The organism is Vannielia sp. SX4 (assembly GCF_052828525.1).
The window spans coordinates 1,492,470-1,511,426 of sequence record NZ_CM128247.1 but is presented as its reverse complement, the minus strand read 5'-3'; the positions used below and the strand labels follow the sequence as shown (position 1 = coordinate 1,511,426).

The following is an 18,957-nucleotide window of genomic DNA, read 5'->3' as shown; positions in this document are numbered from 1 at the left end:
GGCTCAGCCCGCCTCTGCCAACTGGTTGGCCAGCGCCCGGATCGGCTCCTGATTCACCTCGATGATCCCGCGCCTCGGGCGATCGAGGTCGATGATCACGAAGACGAGGCCGACAATCAGCAGCAGCATCGCGTAGACCGCCGGCACCGGCTGCACCCCGGTTTGCGCCGCCGAGAGCCCCAGCACCCAACCCAGCAGGATGAAGGTGCCGTAGAGCAGCAGTAGCACCGGCTCGGGCACATGGCGGTTGATCGCGGCATCGCGGGCCGAGAGCTGGTCGATCATGTCGTTGAGCGAATTGGTGAAGGCCACCATGGCCGGGCCGCCCTGCTCGCGGGCGGTCGCGGCGGAGAGCGCCCAAAGCTGGTCGAAGGTCTTTTGCGCGGTCGCCACCATCCCGGCGCGGCGGGCATCCTGATGCGCGGGCACCTCCCCCGCCTTGGCGCGGAACTCGGCGTATTTGACCAGCAGCGCGCGAGCCTCCTCGCGCGGGCCGTCGGGCATCAGGTCGGTGCGCAACCACGCGGTGCCAATGGCATTGGCCTCATCCACCACCGCCTGGCTACGGCTGTCAAAGCGGCCCAGAGCGAGAGAGAATGTGAAGCCCAGCAGCAGGCCGAGGATCGCCAAAAGCGAGCCCTGCACCGCGAGTGTTTGCGACTTGCCCTCCTCCGAGGTGCGCCGCGCGCGGCGCCCGGCCATGGCCCGCCCACCGAACATGGCGGCGATCATCGACAACAAAAGCACGAGGGCGATCAGCCCCGAATTCAGGCCATACATAAGCTCAGGCACTCCCTTTCCCTCCCATATTCATATCACGGGGCGCAGAAACCTGTAGCATTGCGCGGCACAAGCGCAATCCCCGGCCTCGCCGCGATGCAGCGAATTGACATTGGCATAATCTTTCGCGCATAAGCTCCAGAACGGAATAATCTTGCTCACCCGATTCATCGGAGCCGAACCATGTCGCACCCGCAGAAAGACTCGCCGCAGAAGGACCGCCCGTGGCTGTTCCGGACCTATGCCGGACACTCGACAGCCGAGGCCTCCAACGCGCTCTACCGCGCCAACCTCGCCAAGGGGCAAACCGGCCTTTCGGTGGCCTTCGACCTGCCCACGCAGACCGGATACGACAGTGACGATCCGCGCGCGCGGGGCGAGGTCGGCAAGGTCGGTGTGCCGGTGGCGCACTTGGGCGACATGCGGGCGCTCTTTGCCGATATCCCGCTGGAGCAGATGAATACCTCGATGACGATCAACGCCACCGCGCCGTGGTTGCTGGCGCTCTATATCGCCGTGGCCGAGGAGCAAGGGGCGGATGTTTCGGCGCTTCAGGGCACGGTGCAGAACGACATCATCAAGGAATACCTGAGCCGTGGCACCTACGTGTGCCCGCCGGGCCCGAGCCTCAAGCTCATCACCGACGTGGCGGCCTACTGCTACACCAACGTGCCCAAGTGGAACCCGATGAACGTGTGTTCCTACCACCTGCAAGAGGCAGGGGCGACGCCGGAGCAGGAGCTGGCCTTTGCGCTGGCCACGGCGATTGCGGTGCTCGATGCGCTGAAGGGGAAGGTGCCGGAAGAGGATTTTCCGGTGCTGGTCGGGCGGATCAGCTTTTTCGTGAACGCGGGCATCCGGTTTGTGACCGAGATGTGCAAGATGCGCGCCTTCGTGGATCTCTGGGATGAGATCTGCCGCGAGCGCTACGGGGTAGAAGACCCCAAGATGCGGCGCTTCCGTTACGGCGTGCAGGTGAACAGCCTCGGCCTGACCGAGCAGCAGCCGGAAAACAACGTCTACCGTATTCTTATCGAGATGCTGGCCGTGACGCTTTCCAAGAAGGCCCGCGCCCGTGCTGTGCAGCTTCCGGCGTGGAACGAGGCACTTGGCCTGCCGCGCCCGTGGGATCAGCAATGGTCGCTCCGGATGCAGCAGATCATGGCCTATGAGACCGACCTGCTGGAATACGGCGACCTCTTCGATGGCAACCCGGCTGTGGATGCCAAGGTGGAGGCGCTGAAAGATGGCGCCCGCGCAGAGCTGGCCCAGCTCGACGGCATGGGCGGCGCAATTGCGGCGATCGACTACATGAAGTCGCGGCTGGTGGAGAGCAACGCCGAGCGGCTGGGCCGGGTCGAGACCGGCGAGACGGTCGTGGTCGGCGTGAACCGCTGGGCCGAGGGCGAGCCTTCGCCGCTGATGGGCGAGGATGGTGGCATCATGACGGTCGATCCGGCCGTTGAGGCCGACCAGATCGCCCGGCTTCAGGCCTGGCGCGCAGAGCGCGATGCCGAGGCCGTGGCCGCGGCGCTTGAGGCGCTGCGCGAGGCGGCGCGGAGCGGCGCCAACGTGATGGAGCCCTCGATTGCCGCCGCCAAGGCAGGCGCAACCACGGGCGAATGGGCGGGCGCTATGCGGGCCGTCTTTGGCGAGTATCGCGGCCCCACCGGCGTGGCCCGCGCGCCCTCCAACCGCACCGAGGGGCTCGACGAGATCCGCGAAGCGGTCGATCTGGTCTCCGACCGCCTTGGCCGCCGGCTGAAATTTCTCGTCGGCAAGCCGGGGCTCGACGGCCACTCCAACGGCGCCGAGCAGATCGCCTGCCGCGCCCGCGATTGCGGCATGGATATCGCCTATGAGGGAATCCGCCTGACGCCGGAAGAGATCGTGACCGCCGCAAAGGAGCAGGAGGCCCATGTGATCGGCCTTTCCATTCTCTCGGGTAGCCATTTACCGCTCATTACCGAAACGCTGGAAAGAATGCGCGACGAAGGGCTTTCGCACATTCCGCTCATCGTCGGTGGGATCATTCCGGACGAAGATGCCAAGTCTTTGAAAGACATGGGAGTTTCTGCGGTCTACACGCCGAAGGACTTTGAACTGAACCGGATCATGATGGATATCGTGGCCCTTGCCGAACCGCGCGAAGCGGCGGCCTGAGCCACTAAATTTCGGTCTAACGCGCCAAATCCCCGGGCATTCCCGCCCGGGGATTCAATATCTTTTCATCTGCAACGAACTCAAATATGTTCCGCTCGTGCGCAGCGGCGTTTTTATTTGCTGAACGCATATGTTGTCGTGCACCCACTCACAAATGGAACCGAAAAGAAGGAATTCAGATGGCCATCAGTCTCAAGGGCATGAGCCGCAAAGAGCTCGAAAAGCTCAAGGTCGACATCGAAAAGGCATTGGAGAAACTCGCGGTCGAAGACAAGAAAGCCGCAATGGAGGCTGCCGAGAAAGCGGCCAAGGCCCATGGTTTCACCCTCGATGAATTGACCGGTGGCACGCCCAAACGCGGGCGTCGTGGTGGCAAGAAGGCCAGCGGCCCGAAGGGCGCGCCGAAATACGTCAATCCCGAAGACGCAAGCCAGACATGGACTGGCCGCGGACGTCAGCCGGCATGGATCAAGTCCGGCCTCACTGCCGGAAAGTCGCTTGAGGATTTCGCGATCTGAGCCATCTTCTGATGCGGGGCGGCCGAAAGAGCCGCCCGGCAACAGACAGAGGGACAGCGCATGACCGTGCATATCGGCGCCGAAAAGGGAGAGATCGCAGAAACGGTCCTGCTCCCCGGCGACCCCTACCGCGCCCGATGGGCGGCGGAGACCTTTCTTGAAAATCCCAAGCTCGTCAACGAGGTACGTGGTATGCTGGGTTTCACCGGCACATGGCGCGGCCATTCGGTGACGATCCAGGGCAGCGGCATGGGCATGCCCTCGCTGTCGATCTACGTAAACGAGCTGATCCGCGATTACGGCGCCAAAACGCTCATCCGCATTGGCTCTTGCGGCGCGATGCAAGAGGCCGTGGCGGTGCGCGATGTGGTGCTGGCAATGACCGCGAGCACGCTCTCGACCCCGTCGCGCGGTATCTTCCGCGAATTGAACTTTGCGCCCTGCGCCGACTGGTCCCTGCTCTCGGCGGCGGCCAGTGCGGCGGCGCACCGGGCGGTCAAAGCCCACGTCGGCGGCATCTATTCTTCCGACGTTTTCTATGACGAGCGGCCAGACCTGAACGAGCAAATGGAACGGCACGGTATTATGGCCGTCGAAATGGAGGCGGCCGAGCTTTATACCCTCGCCGCCCGCTATGGCTGCCGGGCACTCGCCGTGCTCACCGTTTCGGATCATCTGAAAACCCATGAGGCGCTTCCGAGCGATCTGCGCGAAAAGAGTTTTGGCGACATGGTCGAAATCGCGCTCGAAGCGGCATTTTCCGAATAAGAGGACTCACACACATGAAGAAACGTAAATTGGGCGCGGGTGGCCCCGAGGTATCTGCCATCGGATTGGGCTGCATGTCATTTGCCGGTTTTTTCGGCGATACCGATCTGGAGACTTCGGTGGCCTGCCTCGATACCGCGTGGAATGCGGGCATCGATTTTCTGGACACCGCCAATATTTACGGCATGGGCCGGTCGGAGAATGCGATCGGCGAATGGCTGAAAGGCACCGATGCCAAGCCGGTCATCGCCACCAAGGCCTCGATCGTGCCCAAGCCCGAGCGCCATTATCGCAACGATGAAGGCCACCTGCGCAGCGAGCTGGAGCAAAGCCTGAAGCGGCTGGGTGTGGACTCCGTCGGCCTGTTCTATGCTCACCGGCGCGAGCAGGCGCGGCCCGTGGAAGAGCTGGCAGAGACGATGGCCAAGTTCATGGAAGAGGGGCTGATCGGGGGCTACGGGCTTTCCGAAGTCGCGCCCTCAACCATCCGCCGCGCCCATGCTGTGAAGCCGGTGACGGCGGTGCAGAACGAGTATTCGATCTGGTCGCGCCAGCCCGAGTTGGGCGTGATCCAGACCTGCGCCGAGCTGGGCATCGCCTTCGTGCCCTTCAGCCCGCTGGCCCGCGGCGAGTTGAGTGACACGCCGCCCGACCCGGCCAAGATGGCCGATGCCGATTTCCGCAAGGCCAACCCGCGCTGGCAGGCGCCCAACCACGCCTACAACCAGCAAGCGCTGGAGCGCTTCCGCGCCTATGCCAAGGACCGGGGCGTGCCGACCTCGAAGCTGGCGATGGCCTGGGTGCTGGGCAAGGGCGACCACCTGATCCCGATCCCCGGCACGCGGACCGGGGCGCATTTGCAGGAATGGGTGGATGCCGCCGATATGGAACTGACCGCAGAGGATTACGCCGAGATCGAGCACATCCTGCCCGCCGGCTTTGCCCACGGCGACCGCTACTCCGATGCCCAGACCATCGGCGTTGAGCGCTACTGCTAACGGTTCGGCGGGGCTGGCCCCGCCTTACAGCCCGTGCCCGCCGGAATAGCCATTGACCGGCGGGCTCTCCCACCCTTCCAACGCAGCATTCGGCGGCGCGAAAACCTCGCAGAGCAGCGGGTGGCACTGCGCCGCATCCGAGCTGTGCTCGGCCCCGCAGTCACCGCCCGGGCAGGCGGAGAGGCCGGCCAGCAGGTCGATCTCGGCAAAAAGCTCGATGTAATCACCCTGCCGCGCGGGCGTGGCCTTCATGAAATACTGGCCGGTGTCAGCGGTGAAGCCGGTACACATGAAAACGTTGAGCACGTCATGCACCAACGGCTCGGCCGCCTCCGGCCCCTGTCCCGTCCATCCCGCGAGGGCGCGGGTGAGGTTGGAGTGGCAGCAATGATGATAATCCTGCCCGGACAGCTGGTGGTGGGTGTAGGGGTCGCAGCGTGTGCCGATCACGTCATGCACCCGCCCGCCAAAGGCATCCACGCCGTACCAGGCAAGGCTGTCGGCGGTGACGGTCGCCATCGGGCGCAGGTGCGGAAAGCTCGACCACATGCGGCTGCCAACGGTCAGGTGCGTGCCGTGCAAAGCGCGGGTTTTGCCGGAGTAGAACCGCTCGGAAAGGTCGGCGAGGTTCCACAGGTTCAAGTCGCCCACCTGCGGGCCTTCCGGGCAGGAAATGCGCAAAAACTGCCCCGCCCGCACCGGGATGCACCGGCCTTCGCGCGGCGGCACAATCTCCTCGCCCGTCTTGCGGGCTGCCGCGCGGGCGCGCGAATACAGCGCCAGATCGGGCTGCGGCAACGTCTCGTTCGGATAGCAGATGACAGGCGCCACCGCCCGTGCGTCATCGGCGTAATCGGGCGCGGCGGGGCCGCCGGGTGCGGGTGTGCTCATCTGCTTCTCAGGGAATTGTGACTGCTCTCGCCCAGTCTAAGCGATGTGCCGCGCCCAGCGAAAGGGCAGAGCCGCCAGATGCCGCGCAATCGGCGGGCAGTAACGGAATTTAAAGGTAACAGGGGGATGACAGGGAAGAAGACCGCAGTTTAGGGTGGGCTTGAGCACGTAAGACCCAACACCCGAATGGCAGTCAACGGAGGTACAATGCTTCTGCCCGCACTTGGTTCCGTCCTCACCGCAATTTTTTTGCACGGGCCTGCTGAGGCACCGCCCGTCGCACCAGAGGCGGAGATAATACAGGCCTACGCGACCGCGCGGCTGATCAGCCCCGAGCCGGTCGGAAATGATCTCAAACGCGGTTTTCTCAACGCGTTGAACAAACAGTATCCCACGAATGATTGCCCCTCCGGCTTCCGCTCGAACCTGCGGAAGTTCCCCGAGGTGGAGATCTGCGTGACCTACAGCGATTTTCGCGGCGCCTGCAAACGGCTCACCGAAAACGCCTTCAACTGTCAGGTGGCCTTTACCATCGCGGTGGCCTCGCCCACCCATCCCGGCGTGCTGAAGAAGCTGAAGGCCACCACCACCGAGATCGAGCGTGAAGACTTCATCTTCACCCACGACTGGCGCGGCTGGCGCTGGAAGGCGGCGGGCGATGCGGTGGATGCGCTGGTGCCTGCCGAGTTCCGCGGCCGTCAGCCATTCTCTCGTGAGGAGGCGATGCGCCAGTAAGGCGGCGCAGCGCCCACTGTCTGCCACATTGATCTGCTCTCCTGCCCTCCGGCAGGCGGCATGACCCGGAGGGGAGCCATGACAGAGCGGATACCGGGCACCTTGATCCCGGGCAGGGTTCTATACACCTACAGCAAGGCCAAACCGCCCGGCAAATTCGAGCCGGGTGACATGCCCGCACAGCTCAAAGGCCCCGAGGGCGCGGCGCGGCGGGCAGAGCGCAAGCGGCGCACTGACGCCAGAATTGCCTTCATGCAGGGCCGCAGTGCCAAAGAGATGGCCCAGCCTGTCCCGAGGCTGCAAGCCGGGCACATCATGCCCGATTTCATCATGCGCGATTGGGTCGAACCCTTTCCATCTCTCTGGCAAGCCCCGCCCGATGGGCTGCTGGTGAGCGCCCGGGTCCACGAGGCGATCGAGCGGCTTGGGGCCGAGGGCGGGGTCGCGTTTCTGCCGGTGACCATGCGGAGCGAAGATGGCAAGCGCGAGGCACCCTACTTTCTGGCGCAATTCTTGACCCCGGCCGAGCCGCTGGCGATGTTCGCGAGCGGCTACATCTGCGAAGACAAGACCGATGTGAACGGCAGGCCCTTCCGCTTCTGGCGCGGCCCCTACGGCCTGAAAGACGGGCAGATGACCAACGGCCACAGTGTCGAGCAGTTTGCCGATGCGCGGGCTTTCGGCACCGCCGGCCTTGTCTGGACGGACCGCCTGCCGATGCATCTGCTGATGACGCCCGAGTTCGTGGAGGCCGCCGGGCTGCAAAACGACCCGTGGATCACCCTCGCCCCGATCCGGCTGTGCGATGGCGATGACGAGGCCATGCGGATCGTCCCGCCGCCGCCGCCCGACCCCGCGCCACGGCTGAAAGAGCTGGTCGAAAGCTCGATGGCTCACAATGCGGCGCTGAATGAGGAGATCGTCGAGGGCGCAACCCGGAGCGTCGGTGGTTTCTGGCGGATGTTGAAGGCAGCCATCACCAACGGTCGCAGCGAGAACTATGCCCGCAGCGAAAAGGGGCCGGACGGGCGGTTGGTGTTTTACACGCCAAAGAAGGACAAGCGCAGGTAGCCCAGCCCGGTCGCCGCGCGCTCAAGCGCAGGAAAGGCTGCGAGACGGCGGGTCGATGTTGCGGGAGATGGTTTCAGGCAGCGGCTCCCAGGCCATGCGGGTGTAGCTCCATATCCGGGTGCCTCCCTCCGGGCGGATCATGCCATGCACCTCGAAATTGAACGCCCGTCGCGGGTGGCGCAGGCTCCACGCAAAGCTGTTGCGCGATACGGTCGCTGCACCGTGTGCGGCGGCCTCATTGCACATCGCGTTGCGGCTGATGACCTCGCCCGAAACGATCATGGCAAGAGTGCCAGCCGCGAAGGCAATGCCGAGCGACCACACAGGCTGCGCGCCCCGACGACGCAAAGCCACCCAAGCCACCAAGCCCGCCCCCAGCATGGCGCCCAGCACCCAAGGCAAGAGCGCCGTGGCAAGCGCGGGCGCAGACAGGACACGGGTGAGCAGCAGCAGCGCCGTGGGCGGAAAGGCGGCACCGGCCAGCGCGATGAAAGGGCTGCCGCCGAGCGTTCCGGCCAGCAGGGCAAGACCGGAGAGTTGAACCGCAATGCGCCCTGCCCGCCCGCGCAGGCCATCCCCGCGCAAGCCAGCGCAGACCCAGAGCCAGCCCGCCGCTCCGGCGAGCCAGATCACGGCCGCGCTGGCAACGAGCCAGAAAATCACGCGGTCAGACGACCCGTTCGACCATCATGCTTTTGATATGCGCAATCGCCTTGGCCGGGTTCAGGCCCTTGGGGCAGGTCTTGGCGCAGTTCATGATGGTATGGCAGCGGTAGAGCTTGAAGGGGTCTTCAAGGTCGTCCAGCCGCTCGCCGGTGGCCTCGTCGCGGCTGTCGATGATCCAGCGGTAGGCGTGGAGCAGCGCCGCGGGGCCGAGGTAGCGGTCGGAGTTCCACCAGTAGCTCGGGCAGGCGGTGGAGCAGGAGGCGCACATCACGCATTCATAGAGGCCATCGAGCTTCTTGCGGTCTTCGATGGACTGCTTCCACTCCTTCTCGGGCCGCTGGGTCTTGGTCTCGAGCCACGGCATGATGCTGGCGTGCTGGGCATAGAAATGCGTCAGGTCGGGGATCAGGTCTTTCACCACCGGCATGTGCGGCAGCGGGTAGATCTTCACATCGCCCTTGATCTCGTCCATCCCGTAGATGCAGGCCAGCGTGTTGATGCCGTCGATGTTCATCGCGCAGGAGCCGCAAATCCCCTCGCGGCAGGACCGGCGGAAGGTGAGCGTGGGGTCGATCTCGTTCTTGATCTTGATCAGCGCGTCCAGAACCATCGGGCCGCAGGCGTCCATATCGATGAAATAGGTATCGACCGAGGGGTTCTTGCCGCTGTCAGGATCGTAGCGGTAGATCTGGAATTTCCGCACATTCGTCGCCCCTTCGGGCTTCGGCCAGGTCTTGCCGGTCACGATGCGGGAATTCTTGGGCAGGGTCAGTTGAACCATGGGTCAGGCTCCTATCCGTTCAATATCAGCGGGAGACCTTCCCGCGTGATGCATTCGATGGCTTTGGGGCGTTGGGCGGTGGCCACAACGATTTCGGTCGAGCGGGGCGAGATGCCGGTGGCGGCCTCCTGCGCGATGGTTGAGATTTCGCCCGCCGACATGTTGTCGATCAGGCATTCGGTCACCAGATCGGGCGGCACGCCGGGCAGCTTTTCCTGCACGATCGGGCGCACAACGCTCTTGGCCGCCTGACGGGCGACCACATCTGCGGGGTTCACATCGCAGGCGGCGAGCAGCAGCAGGAGAGGGGTGAGGCGATATATCATTCGGGCGCCAGCGAGCTCTGGATCGTCGATCCGGTGGAGATGAAAGCCAGCGCGCGGCGGCGCTGATCGTCGGTCATGGCGGCCCAGCGCTCACGGTCGCCCGGCATCAGCGCGTAGCCCTCGGGAAACGGGATTTCGCCGCTGATCGCGCCACGCTCGGCGCAGCCTGCCAGCAGAGCGAGCAGCGTGGCAGTAACGGCCCCGGCCTTCGCGCCCGATTTGAGCGATGCAGTGATCCTCTTGCTCATGGTTCAGCCCTTCCCCCTTGATGTTGCCCCGGCCCGGCCCGCGCGAGGCTCGGCTGGCTTCAGCCGCGCCAGCCAACTGGTCTCGTCCGGCTCGTAGCCCAGCGCCACGAGGTCCGCGCCATGGCGCTCAGCGTAAACCTCCGCCACCTCCAGCGGCAACTCGGTTTCCCACCGCTTGAGCGCCCCTTCGCTCGCCACATGGCCCATCAGGTGGCGCGGGCGGTCATCAATCTTGGCCATGCCGCCGAAGAGCGACTGCTCCCAGAACATCCGCTTGGCCGCCTCCAGCTCTTCGCCCTCAAGGCCCAGATGGGCCAGCGCCGCGCCGAAGAGCGCACAGTCGGTATCAACCATCAAATCTTCGTACTTCAGCTCGAACGCCCGGTCATCGCCCCACGGCCAGGCGCGCATCTCCTCCACCGTCTCCCGGTGCTTGCCGCCCATCTCGAAGAGCAGCTTGGCCTCGTCCCCCTCCAGCGCATTCAGATGCTGCTGGTAGGTCTTGCCGCCAAGATCGGTGCGCGGCACATGCAACCAGCGCTCGCCCTGCTCCGCCGCAAAATGGTGATAGACGCAGCCCGAAAGCAGGATATCGCGCGGATCGCGGATCACATGGACAAAGGCCACATCATCGCGCTTCCACAGATCGGATGGAAAATAGCCCGCCCAGTTGACGAGGAAGACGCGGCCCTCGCCCGGCACCTTCCACATCGCCTCGTCACGCCAGATCCCGTGCCAATCCAGCCCAAAGGCCCGCCCCATGGCCTGAATCGTCCGCCGCATCCAGACCGTGCCGGATTTGTGGTGGGTGGCAAAGCACATCAGGCGGGGCAATGGCTCAACCCGCTATGGTTGGAAACTGGGTCATGCTGGCCTTGGAAATAAAGCGCTCCCCCCATGGGTGCAATTGAAATCTCTGGCATTTTTTCCGAATCTGGGCAAATAGCACCGGTGTCGGGCCGAGGTGGGGCGTTCCGCCGTTCATCGGGCAAGGGTTTGAAGTTCGGTCCGCAAATCGGCATGCTCCCGAGGCGGTGCCTCAGACGTTGAATGCGAGGGTTTGTTATGGGTCTCTTCCGAGATCGCGGGCCAAAAGTACGGCGACGATTGCAGAAGAAGCTCTCCGCCGCGCTGCGGGCGGAGCAGCGCGCGACGCTCGAAGGCCTTGCCGCGTTCGCTGCTCACAAGACGGCGTTTTCCGCCACCTCCCCGCTTTTGCGCCGCAATATTCACCGGTTGGAAAAGGGCCTCTGCATGCCCGAGCGGCGCGATATCTTCGGCACCGCCTTCATCGGCGAGACGGTCGCGCTCTATGCCCGCCTTGTCACCAGCCACTCCGCTGAGCAGGCGGAGCTTCGCTGGGCACATGATGTGCTTACCCGCTACTTCGCCGTCACCAGCGGCTCGGATGAAACCATCGCGGCGGCGCGCAAAGCGTTCCTTGACCTGCCAGCGCTGGGGTCAACCCCCGCGCCGTTCGCTCCATATACGGTAGATGAACTCACCACCTATGCCAGCCAGGCAGGCGCGGCACAGGCGGATTACCCCGCCTTTCTCGCCCTCTGCCGCGGGCGCCGCTCTCAGCGCTGGTTCGAGGATCGTCCCGTCGAGATGGCGCAAATTGAGGCCGCCACCGCCGCCGCGCTACAAGCCCCCAGCGCTTGCAATCGCCAGCCCTATCGCTTCTATTGCGCCACCACGCGCCCGATGATCGACCGGATCGCCGCGCTGCCTCTCGGCACCGCTGGCTTCGGAGACCAATTGCCCGCCCTGATTGCCGTGGTCGGGGACCTCTCGATGTATGCCGAGCCGCGCGACCGCCACCTGATCCATATCGACGCCGCGCTGGCAGCAATGCAACTGATGCTGGGCTTCACCGCCCAAGGCCTCGGCTCGGTTCCGATCAACTGGCCCGACATCCCCGAGAACCATCAGGCCTTACGCGAGATTCTCGGCCTCGCGCCGCATCAGGTGCCGGTGATGCTGGTGGGCATCGGCCACCCCAAGGCAGACAGCATGGTCGCCTATTCCGCCAAGAGAGAGGTTTCGGAGGTGCTGAGTGTCGTCGACTGAACCGCTGATCGAGATCGCCGGGGTTTGGCTACCCAACAAGGGGGCCGAATTGATGGCGCACACGGTCGTCTCCCAACTCGGTTCCCGCCTGCCCGGTGCGCGCTTCTGCTCCCGCGCGCAAGGCCCGGACGCGCACCGACGCTCCATGGGGATCGAGCCGATTACCGCGCGGCGGACCCACCAGATTGCCGCGCGCCTGTTCAGAGCCTTCCACGGCGGGGCAAAAGTCAACGGTCAACTCCCCGGCGTCACCCATGTGATCGACATTTCCGGCTACGCCTACGGTGATCACTGGGGCGTGCAGAAGGCCCGCAACCGCGCCGGCGCCTATCTGCGCGCCGGGCTGCCGCTCTACATGCTGCCCCAGGCATTTGGCCCCTTTGAGGATACGAAGCTGAGCAACGAGATGCTGCGGATCGTCACCGACGCACGGCGCATCTCGGCCCGGGATGCAGAGTCGCTTGCCCATCTCGAAGCCCTCGGCGTGGGGCGCGCCCTGCCCCGCTTCCCCGATATCACGTTTTCGCTCGATGTCTCCGACCGGCCAGTCGCAATGCCCGAGCAACCTTTCTCTGCGCTCGTTCTCAACCGAAAATCCATCGGTGCAGGGATCGACGAGGCTGGGCTGCTATCGCTCTACGCGGAGGCAGCCAAGATTCTCAAAGCCAACCGACTTCCGCCAATAATCGTCCTGCACGAACCACAGGCGGATCGGAAAATTTCCGAGCAGCTCGCAGAGATCGCCGGACTGGAGATCGTCTGCCTGGACGATGCGCGGGACATAAAGGCCCTGGTCGGAAGCGCAGAGCTGGTCGTGACCGGGCGCTTTCATGGGCTGGTCAACGGTCTTTCCGCTGCCGTACCCTCCTTCGCCGTGAGTTGGTCGCACAAGTATCAGGAACTACTGGGTGAGTTTGGCTGCCCAGATCACGTCTTGTCCGATGACGCGCCCGCTTTCCTCGCCCGGATCGAAGCACTTGCCGCCGACCCCGCCGCGCGCACTGCCCTCTCCTCCCGGCTCGTCGCCGTGGCGCACGACAACAAGCAGCGCCTCGCCGAGCTGTGGGATGATCTGGCCGCCGATATCGCGGCGACCAGCTAGGGCCTCAATACACCCGCGCCTTGGGCGCGATCTTCTTCAGGTCGATGCCACCTTCCGCCTCGGTGGTCAGCGGGTCGAGGTGGACGGGGCGGTAGCTGAGGGTGACCTCGGTGTCTTCGACCATGGCGAGGCTGTGCTTGCGCCATTCGTTGTCGTCCCGGTCCGGGTAATCCTCGTGGGCGTGCGCACCGCGGCTCTCCTTGCGGGCCTCGGCGCCGACGATGGTGGCCAGCGCGTTGGGCATGAGGTTGGTCAGCTCCAGCGTTTCCATCAGGTCGGAGTTCCAGACGAGGCTTCGGTCGGTCACCTTGATGTCGTCCATCTTGGCGGCCACGGCCTTCATCTTCTCCACGCCTTCGGCAAGCGTCTTGTCGGTGCGGAACACGGCTGCGTCGGCCTGCATGGTGCGCTGCATCTCATCACGCAGCTCCGCTGTGGCGACCGTACCGCTGGCGTTGCGCAGCTTGTCGAAGCGGTCCAGCGCGGCGTCCACCGAAGCCTTGTTGAGGTCGGGGTTGCCCGATTTCGGGTCCACCACTTCCGCCGCGCGGATCGCGGCGGCGCGGCCAAAGACCACGAGGTCGATCAGGCTGTTGGAGCCGAGGCGGTTGGCCCCGTGCACCGAGGCGCAGCCCGCCTCGCCCACGGCCATCAGGCCCGGCGCGATGGCGTCCGGGTCATCGGCGGTGGGTTTCAGCACCTCGCCCCAATAGTTCGTCGGGATGCCGCCCATGTTGTAATGCACCGTCGGCAGCACCGGGATCGGCTCTTTCGTCAGGTCCACCCCGGCGAAGATGCGCGCGCTCTCGGAGATGCCCGGCAGGCGCTCGGCCAGCGTTTCGGGCGGCAGGTGGTTGAGGTGGAGGAAGATGTGATCCTTGTCCTTGCCCACACCGCGCCCTTCGCGGATTTCCATGGTCATGCAGCGCGAGACCACGTCTCGCGAGGCGAGGTCCTTGTAGGTCGGCGCATAGCGCTCCATGAAGCGCTCGCCCTCGGAGTTGGTCAGGTAGCCACCCTCGCCCCGTGCGCCTTCGGTGATGAGGCAGCCCGAGCCGTAGATGCCCGTGGGGTGGAACTGGACGAATTCCATGTCCTGCAGCGGCAGGCCCGCGCGGGCCGCCATGCCGCCGCCGTCACCTGTGCAGGTGTGAGCGGAGGTGGCGGAAAAGTAGGCGCGACCATAGCCGCCGGTTGCCAGCACCACCATCTTGGCGCGGAAGACGTGGATCGTGCCGTCATCGAGCTTCCAGCAGACCACGCCCTGGCAGGCGCCGTCTTCGCCCATGATCAGGTCGATGGCGAAATACTCGATGTAGAACTCGGCGTTGTTCTTCAGCGACTGGCCGTAGAGCGTGTGCAAAATGGCGTGGCCGGTCCGGTCGGCGGCGGCGCAGGTGCGCTGCACGGGCGGGCCTTCGCCAAACATGGTGGTGTGGCCGCCGAAAGGCCGCTGGTAGATCTTGCCTTCCTCGGTGCGCGAGAACGGCACGCCGTAATGTTCCAGCTCATACACCGCCTTGGGCGCCTCGCGGGCGAGGTATTCCATCGCGTCGGTGTCACCCAGCCAGTCGGAGCCCTTCACGGTGTCATAGAGGTGCCACTGCCAGTGATCGTTCATGTCGGCGCCGTCGACCTGCATGTTGCCCAGGCTGGCCGCAATGCCGCCCTGCGCCGCCACCGTGTGCGAGCGGGTCGGGAACACCTTGGTCACGCAGGCGGTCTTGAGCCCCTGCTCGGCCATCCCGAGCGTGGCCCGCAGACCGGAGCCCCCGGCGCCGACAACCACAACGTCATAGGTGTGCGTCTCGTATTCGTAAGCTGCCATTCTCTTCTTCCGTCCCTTGCGGTTGGCTGGGGCGCTTTCGCGTCTCTTTGGTCGTGGCGAAGGCCGGCGGTGCGGAGTGGCCTTCCGTCAGGTCTAGCGGGCGGCGCCCCTCAGAGCGCCAGCTTCAACAGGGCGAGCAGCCCGGCGGCGATCAGCACCCATGTGGCGGCGCCGACGGCGATCAGCGTGAGCTTGCCGGTGAGGCCGTGCACGTAGTCTTCCACCGCCTCGTCGATCTCCATCTTGATGTGCAGCAGGCCCACGGTCAGGGCGATGCCGAGCGAGAGCGCTACGAAGGGGTTGGCGATGAAGCTCTGCACATCGGCGTAGCTGCGGCCCAGCGCGGAGCCGAAGACAAAGACGAAGAGCGGCACCAGCACGACGAGGCTGAGCGAGCTGACCATCATCTTCCAGTGGTGGTGGGTGCCCTCGGAGCTGGAGCCAAGGCCGGTGGCGCGCTTGCGGTCGGTTACATATTTCATCCGGTCTCTCCCTTACACCACGATGGCCGTGAAGAGCGCCAGAACCGTGGCGCCGATGAACATGCCCCAACCCATCTTTTCGGAGGTCGGCACATCGAGGCAGTAGCCGAAATCCCAGATCACGTGCCGAAGGCGGCCCAGCATGTGGTACCAGATGGCCCAGCTGGCGAGGAACATGATGATATCGCCGATGAAGCTGGTCATCAGCCAGTTGATCCAGTTGAAGGCCGGCTCCGAGAAGGCCGCCGCCAGCAGCCACCACACCACGAGAAAGGCAGTGCCGAAGGAGGCGATGCCGGTGATGCGGACCATGATCGAGGAGATCGAGGTGATCTGGGGCCGGTAATACGGGCCGATCATGAAGGGCGAAAGCGGGCGGTCCCGGTTCATATCTGCCATGAACGCTCTCCTGTTGGGCGCGGTCGCCGGGCGGTGGAGCCGGGGCGCGGCGCGGATGGGGTGGCGTGCCGCGCGGGAGGCCCGCACGGGGGTGCTGCGCCTCTCCATTTGCATTTTTCACGGGCCGAGTCACGGGTTAAACCGATGATAAAGCGCCGCAGTTCAGGCGCTAACAGCCAGTTTTTCGAGCGTTGTGATCACAGTTTTTAAAGTCGTGATCACAAAATGCGGCCCGTGCGGGTCGCTCCGTTGCCGGGCGCAGACACACCGGACTCACCGCGGAATGAGCGCCCAATAGTCGAGGTCGAGCAGCACGTGGGGCAGGTATTTGCCATCCTCGCCCTTCAGGTCACCGGCAAGGCTTTCGCCCCCTTTCACCGCCACCAGCCGCAGCCGCAGCGCGCCGATATCCTCGGTCAGCGGCGCGGTGTCCAGCACCTCTGTCCAGGCGCGCACGGTGTCTCCGGCAAAGCAGGGGTTGGCATGCGCGCCGCCGTTGATCGCCACCAGCATCTGCGCATTGGCCAGCCCGTTGAACGAGAGCGCCCGCGCCAGCGATATCACATGACCGCCATAGATCAGCCGCTTGCCATCCTCACGGAAGGTGGCATCGAAATGCACCTTGGCGGTGTTCTGCCACAGGCGCGTCGCAAGCATGTGCTCGGCCTCTTCGATGGTCGAACCGTCGACATGGTCGATCACCTCGCCCTTGGCATAGTCACCCCAGCGGTGCGGCTCGCCCGAGGCGGTGAAATCGTAATCGGCGAAGGTCAGGCCCTCGGGGATCACCAGACTCTCCGGCGCCACCACGTCAGCCAGATCGGGGATCGTGGTTTCCGGCGCCGCGGCGTCCAAGTCCCCCTTCCGCACCATCACCCAACGCACGTATTCCAGCACCGGCTCCCCGGTCTGGTCGCGCCCGGTGGTGCGCACATAGACCACACCGGACTTGCCGTTGGAGTTTTGCTTCAGCCCGATCACCTCGGACTCGCTGCTGAGCGTATCACCCGGATACACCGGCTTCAGCCATCGGCCCTCGGCATAGCCGAGGTTGGCGACCGCGTTCAGCGAGATGTCCGGCACGGTCTTGCCGAAGACCACGTGAAAGGTGATGAGGTCGTCCAGCGGCGAGCCTTCCAGCCCGCAGTCGCCTGCGAACACGTCAGACGAATGCAGCGCGTGGCGGGCAGGGTAGAGCGCGTGGTAAAGCGCCCGCTCGCCCTCGGCCACGGTGCGCGGCACGGCGTGGCGGATCACCTCGCCCAGCGTGTAGTCTTCAAAAAACCGGCCCGCGTTGGTCTTGCTCATCAGTGCGCCCCCAGCTTGGTGTCCGGCGTGTAGGTGCCCTCGACCTCCTTCACCACGGCCTGCCCGCAGCGCATCACGCCGTTGGAGGCGTCGAAGGAGTATTGCGGGTCGCCGTGGAGCGACCAGCCTTTGTTCAGCGCATCGGTGACCTTGTGGCAAAAGGCCGATGTGTCGTCTTCGGTGAGAAAGCGGTAGAGTTTCATGAGGTTATCCAAACACAGGGTAGCCCAGCAGGCCGTGGATCCAGCCGATGAGGCCGAGGAGAAGCACCGAGATGGCGAGGAACATCGCATCCTTGGCGATGGAGCCTTTCGGCGGCGGGGTCCACTCCGGCTCGGCGCGGTTGATCACGACCATTTCGACCAGTGCCCAGACCAGCAAGCCGCCAAACAGAGTCATCGTGGCGAGGTCGCCGTTGACCAGCAGATGCGCGAAGGCCCAGAGCGCGAAGCCGGTGAGCATCGGGTGGCGCATCTTGTAGAAGAGCGCGCCTTTCGACGGGCCGGGCGAGGTAAAGTAGAGCGCAATCAGCACCAGCAGGTTGTTGAGGTGCCGCAGCCAGTAAGGCGGATACCAGATGTCGGGCGAGGCATCGGCCATACGGATGCCGAAGATCATCAGGATAACGGCGGCCAGCACCGCCAACGCCACCGCCCCGCGCCCGCCATTGCCCATCGCGGCACGCCGCTCGGGCGCGATCCGCTTGAAGAGGTGGGCGAGCCACCACAGCGCAAGGCCGGCGATCAAAAGGGTGAGCGGGAGTGCCATCGGGGTGTCCTCTCAAAGTGAACCGTCGAGTTCACTTTGCCTTCATTCGGCCATCGCCGCAATGGCCTCTGCCTTGGCCAGCGTAGCGCGGGCGGTCTCGATGTGGAGGTTCTCCACGATCCGCCCGTCGACCACGGCCACCCCCTGCCCGCTGGCCTCGACCTCCTCGAAGGCCGCGATCTGGCGGCGGGCAAGGTCGATCTCGCTGTCGGAGGGGGCGAAGGCGGCGTTGGTGATCTCAAGCTGCGCAGGATGAATGAGGGTCTTGCCGTCAAAGCCAAGGTCGCGGCCCTGCTCGCACTCGGCCTTCAGCCCATCATCGTCCTTGAAGGCATTATAGACCCCGTCGATCGCCACGATTCCGGCAGCGCGGGCGGCCATGAGGCATTGCTGGAGGGCGAACATCATCGGCAGGCGGTCGGCGCGGCTGCGGCAGTTCAGCTCCTTGGCCAGATCGTTGGTGCCCATCACGAAGCCGCCCATGCCCGGGGCCTGCGCGATGGAGAGCGCGTTGAAGATGCCTGCCGGGGTTTCCATCATCGCCCAGATCTTCGTGGCCGTGGCGCCCGCCGCATCAAGCTGCGCCTTCACGGCGGCGATTTCATCGGCATGGCCTACCTTCGGCAGAAGGAGCGCATCGGGCGCGACCTTGCACATGGCTTCTAGGTCGGCGGCACCCCATTTCGTGTCGGCGCCGTTCACACGCACGATCCGGGCGCGCGGGCCATAGTCGGCGCCGGTCAGCGTTTCTGCCAGCAGCGCGCGGGCCTCCTCCTTGGCCTCCGCCGTCACCGCATCTTCGAGGTCGAAGATGATCGCGTCGCAGGGCAGCGTGGCTGCCTTCTCCAAGGCACGCGGCTTGGAGCCGGGAATATAGAGCAGCGAGCGATAGGGGCGCGTGGCGGGCATTGATTCTCTCCGGTCGGTTGCAGGTGCAGAAAGAACAAATGCTGCGCCGCCGCGCAAGATCATTTCTGCAAACCGGCATTTTGGCGCAATTTTCGGTCTTGCCCGATGAGCGTTACTGCAGCGTTCAGGAGCGTTAACGGGAT

At 64.8% G+C, this 18,957-nt stretch carries 22 protein-coding genes; 8 read left to right on the top strand and 14 right to left on the bottom strand.

Features of this window, described 5'->3' with window-relative positions:
- Positions 1–3: 3 nt before the first annotated feature.
- Positions 4–792, bottom strand: coding sequence for a bestrophin-like domain (locus tag ACUXVX_RS07485; RefSeq protein WP_446311038.1), 789 nt, complete (start codon positions 790–792; stop codon positions 4–6).
- A gap of 171 nt (positions 793–963) precedes the next feature.
- Between ACUXVX_RS07485 and ACUXVX_RS07480 the strand changes: the two genes are divergently transcribed.
- The 4 genes from ACUXVX_RS07480 to ACUXVX_RS07465 all read left to right on the top strand — a co-directional run bounded on the left by ACUXVX_RS07480 (position 964) and on the right by ACUXVX_RS07465 (position 5,227).
- Complete coding sequence (locus ACUXVX_RS07480; protein ID WP_446311037.1) at positions 964–2,943, top strand: protein meaA; 1,980 nt, start codon at positions 964–966, stop codon at positions 2,941–2,943.
- 179 nt (positions 2,944–3,122) lie between these two features.
- Positions 3,123–3,461: an H-NS histone family protein gene (locus tag ACUXVX_RS07475; RefSeq protein ID WP_446311036.1), complete on the top strand. Its 339-nt coding sequence runs from the start codon at positions 3,123–3,125 to the stop codon at positions 3,459–3,461.
- Between the two features lie 60 nt (positions 3,462–3,521).
- The gene (gene deoD / locus ACUXVX_RS07470) at positions 3,522–4,229 is read left to right on the top strand and encodes a purine-nucleoside phosphorylase (RefSeq protein WP_446311035.1); all 708 of its coding nucleotides are present in this window, start codon (positions 3,522–3,524) and stop codon (positions 4,227–4,229) included.
- 14 nt (positions 4,230–4,243) lie between these two features.
- Positions 4,244–5,227 (top strand): aldo/keto reductase, encoded by a 984-nt coding sequence (locus ACUXVX_RS07465; RefSeq protein ID WP_446311034.1) that lies wholly within the window; start codon positions 4,244–4,246, stop codon positions 5,225–5,227.
- A 24-nt stretch (positions 5,228–5,251) separates the two neighbouring features.
- On the opposite strand, the gene ACUXVX_RS07460 is transcribed toward ACUXVX_RS07465, so the two are convergent.
- Positions 5,252–6,118 (bottom strand): urea carboxylase-associated family protein, encoded by an 867-nt coding sequence (locus tag ACUXVX_RS07460; protein WP_446311033.1) that lies wholly within the window; start codon positions 6,116–6,118, stop codon positions 5,252–5,254.
- 207 nt (positions 6,119–6,325) lie between these two features.
- Here ACUXVX_RS07460 and ACUXVX_RS07455 point away from each other — a divergent pair, with 207 nt between their 5' ends.
- Together ACUXVX_RS07455 and ACUXVX_RS07450 are read left to right on the top strand one after the other, a co-directional pair.
- Positions 6,326–6,853: a hypothetical protein gene (locus ACUXVX_RS07455; protein WP_222470181.1), complete on the top strand. Its 528-nt coding sequence runs from the start codon at positions 6,326–6,328 to the stop codon at positions 6,851–6,853.
- A 78-nt stretch (positions 6,854–6,931) separates the two neighbouring features.
- Positions 6,932–7,924 (top strand): imm11 family protein, encoded by a 993-nt coding sequence (locus ACUXVX_RS07450; protein WP_446311032.1) that lies wholly within the window; start codon positions 6,932–6,934, stop codon positions 7,922–7,924.
- Between the two features lie 21 nt (positions 7,925–7,945).
- On the opposite strand, the gene ACUXVX_RS07445 is transcribed toward ACUXVX_RS07450, so the two are convergent.
- Genes ACUXVX_RS07445 through ACUXVX_RS07425 form a run of 5 tightly spaced genes read right to left on the bottom strand, consistent with a single transcriptional unit; the run spans position 7,946 to position 10,779 of the window.
- Positions 7,946–8,587: a hypothetical protein gene (locus tag ACUXVX_RS07445; protein WP_446311031.1), complete on the bottom strand. Its 642-nt coding sequence runs from the start codon at positions 8,585–8,587 to the stop codon at positions 7,946–7,948.
- Between the two features lie 4 nt (positions 8,588–8,591).
- On the bottom strand, positions 8,592–9,371 hold the full coding sequence (locus ACUXVX_RS07440) for a succinate dehydrogenase iron-sulfur subunit (RefSeq protein WP_222470184.1): 780 nt from the start codon (positions 9,369–9,371) through the stop codon (positions 8,592–8,594).
- 11 nt (positions 9,372–9,382) lie between these two features.
- Complete coding sequence (locus tag ACUXVX_RS07435; RefSeq protein WP_222470185.1) at positions 9,383–9,697, bottom strand: succinate dehydrogenase; 315 nt, start codon at positions 9,695–9,697, stop codon at positions 9,383–9,385.
- A complete protein-coding gene (locus ACUXVX_RS07430) occupies positions 9,694–9,945 on the bottom strand; it encodes a hypothetical protein (RefSeq protein ID WP_446311030.1) in 252 nt (83 codons plus the stop codon). The genes ACUXVX_RS07435 and ACUXVX_RS07430 overlap by 4 nt, the downstream gene beginning before the upstream one ends.
- A 3-nt stretch (positions 9,946–9,948) precedes the next feature.
- A complete protein-coding gene (locus tag ACUXVX_RS07425) occupies positions 9,949–10,779 on the bottom strand; it encodes a hypothetical protein (RefSeq protein WP_446311029.1) in 831 nt (276 codons plus the stop codon).
- A 273-nt stretch (positions 10,780–11,052) separates the two neighbouring features.
- Here ACUXVX_RS07425 and ACUXVX_RS07420 point away from each other — a divergent pair, with 273 nt between their 5' ends.
- Positions 11,053–12,018 (top strand): nitroreductase family protein, encoded by a 966-nt coding sequence (locus ACUXVX_RS07420; RefSeq protein WP_446311028.1) that lies wholly within the window; start codon positions 11,053–11,055, stop codon positions 12,016–12,018.
- Complete coding sequence (locus ACUXVX_RS07415) at positions 12,005–13,120, top strand: polysaccharide pyruvyl transferase family protein (RefSeq protein ID WP_446311027.1); 1,116 nt, start codon at positions 12,005–12,007, stop codon at positions 13,118–13,120. Before ACUXVX_RS07420 ends, ACUXVX_RS07415 begins: the two co-directional genes overlap by 14 nt.
- A 4-nt stretch (positions 13,121–13,124) precedes the next feature.
- Here the strand turns inward: ACUXVX_RS07415 and sdhA are convergent, their stop codons facing one another.
- The 7 genes from sdhA to ACUXVX_RS07380 all read right to left on the bottom strand — a co-directional run bounded on the left by sdhA (position 13,125) and on the right by ACUXVX_RS07380 (position 18,814).
- The gene (gene sdhA, locus ACUXVX_RS07410) at positions 13,125–14,948 is read right to left on the bottom strand and encodes a succinate dehydrogenase flavoprotein subunit (RefSeq protein WP_446311026.1); all 1,824 of its coding nucleotides are present in this window, start codon (positions 14,946–14,948) and stop codon (positions 13,125–13,127) included.
- A 110-nt stretch (positions 14,949–15,058) separates the two neighbouring features.
- Entirely contained in the window at positions 15,059–15,430 is a 372-nt protein-coding gene (gene sdhD / locus ACUXVX_RS07405; protein WP_446311025.1) for a succinate dehydrogenase, hydrophobic membrane anchor protein, read from the bottom strand.
- Between the two features lie 12 nt (positions 15,431–15,442).
- Positions 15,443–15,829, bottom strand: a complete 387-nt coding sequence (sdhC, locus tag ACUXVX_RS07400; protein ID WP_222491533.1) for a succinate dehydrogenase, cytochrome b556 subunit — start codon at positions 15,827–15,829, stop codon at positions 15,443–15,445.
- 273 nt (positions 15,830–16,102) lie between these two features.
- Positions 16,103–17,137, bottom strand: coding sequence for a MaoC family dehydratase (locus tag ACUXVX_RS07395; RefSeq protein ID WP_446311024.1), 1,035 nt, complete (start codon positions 17,135–17,137; stop codon positions 16,103–16,105).
- Entirely contained in the window at positions 17,137–17,340 is a 204-nt protein-coding gene (locus ACUXVX_RS07390) for a DUF1737 domain-containing protein (protein WP_222470194.1), read from the bottom strand. Before ACUXVX_RS07390 ends, ACUXVX_RS07395 begins: the two co-directional genes overlap by 1 nt.
- A gap of 4 nt (positions 17,341–17,344) precedes the next feature.
- Positions 17,345–17,905 carry an NnrU family protein gene (locus ACUXVX_RS07385; RefSeq protein ID WP_446311023.1) on the bottom strand — a complete coding sequence of 187 codons (561 nt, stop codon included), beginning with the start codon at positions 17,903–17,905 and terminating at the stop codon, positions 17,345–17,347.
- A 42-nt stretch (positions 17,906–17,947) separates the two neighbouring features.
- Positions 17,948–18,814 carry an HpcH/HpaI aldolase/citrate lyase family protein gene (locus tag ACUXVX_RS07380; protein ID WP_446311022.1) on the bottom strand — a complete coding sequence of 289 codons (867 nt, stop codon included), beginning with the start codon at positions 18,812–18,814 and terminating at the stop codon, positions 17,948–17,950.
- Between the last annotated feature and the right edge of the window lie 143 nt (positions 18,815–18,957).